The sequence below is a fragment of the Mycobacterium shunyiense genome (assembly GCF_058270035.1).
This window is the reverse complement of the sequence record NZ_JBZDPT010000025.1, coordinates 1-2417: the sequence shown is the minus strand read 5'-3', so window position 1 is coordinate 2417 and position 2417 is coordinate 1. Positions and strand designations below refer to the sequence as shown.

Here is a 2417-nt window from a genome sequence, read left to right as displayed (position 1 = left end):
TGATTGCGCTCATTGAACGTCCCCAGGTGTGCTCGGCGAAATTCCTCACCTGTGAGCGTCGGTCAGTGTAGTGGTTGGCGGGTTCCGGTGGCGGCTCGTCGGAGGGTGTCGGCGGCGGCGTGGTGGTCGCGTAGCCGGTAGGACTCGCCGTCGAGGTTGATGACCACCGACCGGTGTAGGAGTCGGTCGAGCATCGCGGCGGCCACGGTGGTGTCGCCGAGGATTTCGCCCCAGGCGCCGACGCCACGGTTGGTAGTGATCACGATGCTGGTTTTCAGATAGCGTTGGGACACAACCTGGAACAACGCCGAGGCAGCCTCTGCCGGCAGCGGCAAATAGCCCAGTTCATCAATCACCAGCAGCGTTGGCCCGGCGTAGAACCGCATGGTCGTGGCCCAGCGTCCCTCGATGGCGGCGCGGTGGCATCGGGCCGCTAGATCGGCGGCGGTGGTGAAGTAGGTGCGGTACCCGGCATGGGCTGCCGCGCGTGCTAATCCGACTGACAGATGTGTCTTGCCTGTCCCCGGCGGGCCGATCAGTAGAACGTTGGTCGCCGATTCCAGATAGCGGCAGGTTCCCAACTCGTCGATCAGAGCGCGGTCGATACCGACGGCGGCATCGACATCGAAATCGGCCAGCGTCGCGGGGGTGGGCAGGCTGGCGAACCGCAGCCGGCCGGCCAGTCGGCGGGCGGTGCTGGCATCGACCTCGACGGCCAGCAGCCGTTCCAAGGCCATCGTCAGTGACAGGCCCTCGGCGGTGGCCTGATCTAGGACCGAGGGCAGCGCCTCGGCAGCGGCGGTGAGTTTGAGCTCGGTCAGATGCGAACGTAGTTGCTGGTAGCGGCTGGCCGCAGTCGTCGGCGTCTCGGCGTCGGTGGCGAGGGTGGTGGTTTTCGGGGAGCGGGTGGTGGGGGTCATTGCAGGGTCCTTTTCTGGGCGGCCCGCTCGTAGACGGACAAGTCGATGACAGTGGAATGGGTTGATACCGTGGATGTTTCGGTGACGGCGATATCCGCGTCGCGGAGCGCAAGGAGCTGTGCGGCAGCGGTTTTGGCGGCCGGGCCGGGTGGGATGCGTTCCTTGCGGCGATGCGGCTTCCCAGTGTTGGCGGTGGCCATCGCCACGCTGTCGAGGGCGATGACATGCCCGCTGTCGCGGACCATCACCCCCAACCCGTCAGCGGCCATGCGGTGACGGGCGATCACGATCCCGCTCGTGGTGGCGATATCGCAGAACTCACCGCCCACTGGATGGCTCACCGTGACCTGCGCGGCAGCCAGCTCCGGTGGCACGGAGTACCGGTTGCCGCGGTAGGACACCAACGCTTGGCGCGAAGCGGTCCGAGTTTCTGAAACGATCACCGGATACGGCATCGGCGGCACCGCACGCAGCGGCTCAACCTTGGCCATCACGGCCACCGAGGACCGACCATCGGCAGTGGCACGGATCCGGGCATCACCACGGACGTTGGCGAAGCGGTCCACGCTGGCTTGAGCCGCCTCCACGGTCAGATCGTCGGCCAGGGTGCGCCACCAGCGTTGTGCAGCAGTGTGATTGACCTTCTCCACCACGCCCTTGCGGTTACCGCGTCGCGGCGGGCAGATCGCCACTGATACCCCGTAGTGTTTGGCGACCCCGGCGAACGAGGCGGTGACCCGGCCTGAGCCGGGATCGCAGACTGTGGCCATCCGGTCGAACCGCCACACCCGGGTCAGCCCGCCCAGGCCACGCACGATGCGGTCGATAGCGGCGACCAGGTGCGGTTGGTCCATTGACGGTGAGAGCACCGCCCGCCACTTGCCCGAATGCGCGAGCGATCCGACCAGCAGGAAGGCCTTTTTGCCCCAACCCCAGGATTCGGGTGGATCGGGCAATTCCAGCCAGTCCCATTGGGTTTCCTCACCCGGTGGATGAGCGATGATGGCGTTGGGCCGGTCGGTGGCGGTGCGGCAGGCCTGGCAGTCCGGGCGCAAACTACGGGTGCGGATGTTGCGGGTCAGGCTCTGATACGACAGTCCGAATCCCAGGTCTTCGAGTTCGTCGTAGAGGGTGCGGGCCCACAGATGCGGGTCCTCGGCCAGTCGCGCGGACACGTAGTCGACGAACGGGTCGAACGGATCAGGGCCGGGTCGTGCCCGCACCCCAGGCTCGGCGTCGCCGGCCAGATACTTGCGGACCGTTTTGCGGTCGAAGCCGGTGTGACGGGCGATCGCAGAGATCGTCCAACCGCGATTTCGTAGGGCGTGTACTTCCATGTCGTCCTCCCATGTGAGCATGAGAAAGCGGGCCTCCTTCGACTGGAGCTACTGGCGTCAGACACCAGCAGCATCGAGGGAGGCCCGCCCTTCTCGGCGGAGCCACACGGGTGGGGATTTTCAATGAGCGTCAGTGGGGAATTTCAGTGAGCGCGGTCAC

2 protein-coding genes are annotated in these 2417 nt (G+C 66.2%); both read right to left on the bottom strand.

The genetic code is table 11. The features are described from left to right. Positions 1–62: 62 nt before the first annotated feature. On the bottom strand, positions 63–920 hold the full coding sequence (gene istB, locus AC4ELS_RS17085) for an IS21-like element helper ATPase IstB (protein WP_346417811.1): 858 nt from the start codon (positions 918–920) through the stop codon (positions 63–65). Next, a complete protein-coding gene (locus tag AC4ELS_RS17080) occupies positions 917–2278 on the bottom strand; it encodes a Mu transposase domain-containing protein (protein WP_499048287.1) in 1362 nt (453 codons plus the stop codon). The genes istB and AC4ELS_RS17080 overlap by 4 nt, the downstream gene beginning before the upstream one ends. Positions 2279–2417: the final 139 nt, after the last annotated feature.

What these genes read in the sequence shown, in the direction of transcription:
- istB (WP_346417811.1), bottom strand. Translation starts at nt 920, where the DNA reads ATGACCCCCACCACCCGCTCCCCGAAAACCACCACCCTCGCCACCGAC.
- AC4ELS_RS17080 (WP_499048287.1), bottom strand. Translation starts at nt 2,278, where the DNA reads ATGCTCACATGGGAGGACGACATGGAAGTACACGCCCTACGAAATCGC.